A 515-nucleotide genomic window follows, 5' to 3' on the forward strand; every position below is an offset into this window, starting at 1 on the left:
TCTCTTAATTTCATATATTCCTCTTGCTATAAATATGTATTCTCTCTAAATATCGTGTATAAAAAAGAATGTGCATCATCGGCACATAAAATATTATATATTAAATATCCAAATGTTATAACATCTTAACATTATTATTATAAATCGGACATCATTATATAAATATATTAATCACTTTATAATAATACCACAAATTAGCACACTATTATTATAACAAAATATTAAAAATATAAAAATAAAATGAACTACAGATATCATAAAAATATCCGCAGTCCATTATTATCAGCCAATCTTTAATTTGAACTTCTGAAGTTCTCTTTCTGAATCCACTTTAGCAATAATTGCACCAAGTGCTGAGAGCTTACCTTCAAAATCCTCATAACCTCTCTGAATATATTCAATATCATCTATCTGTGAAATTCCGTCAGCCGCAAGTGCAGCAATAACAAGAGCCGCTCCGGCTCTTAAATCAGGTGCAGATAACTGAGCCGATGTGAACTTCTCCACACCTTCTA

At 29.9% G+C, this 515-nt stretch carries 1 protein-coding gene; it reads right to left on the reverse strand.

Annotated features, from left to right (window positions below; genetic code table 11):
* Nucleotides 1-282 precede the first annotated feature (282 nt).
* On the reverse strand, nt 283-515 hold a 233-nt coding region (locus IE178_RS35505), incomplete at its 5' end, for a carboxyvinyltransferase (protein WP_498370665.1).

This window comes from Streptomyces griseoloalbus (genome assembly GCA_014650015.1).
Classification (GTDB): Bacteria; Actinomycetota; Actinomycetes; order Streptomycetales; family Streptomycetaceae; genus Streptomyces; species Streptomyces griseoloalbus.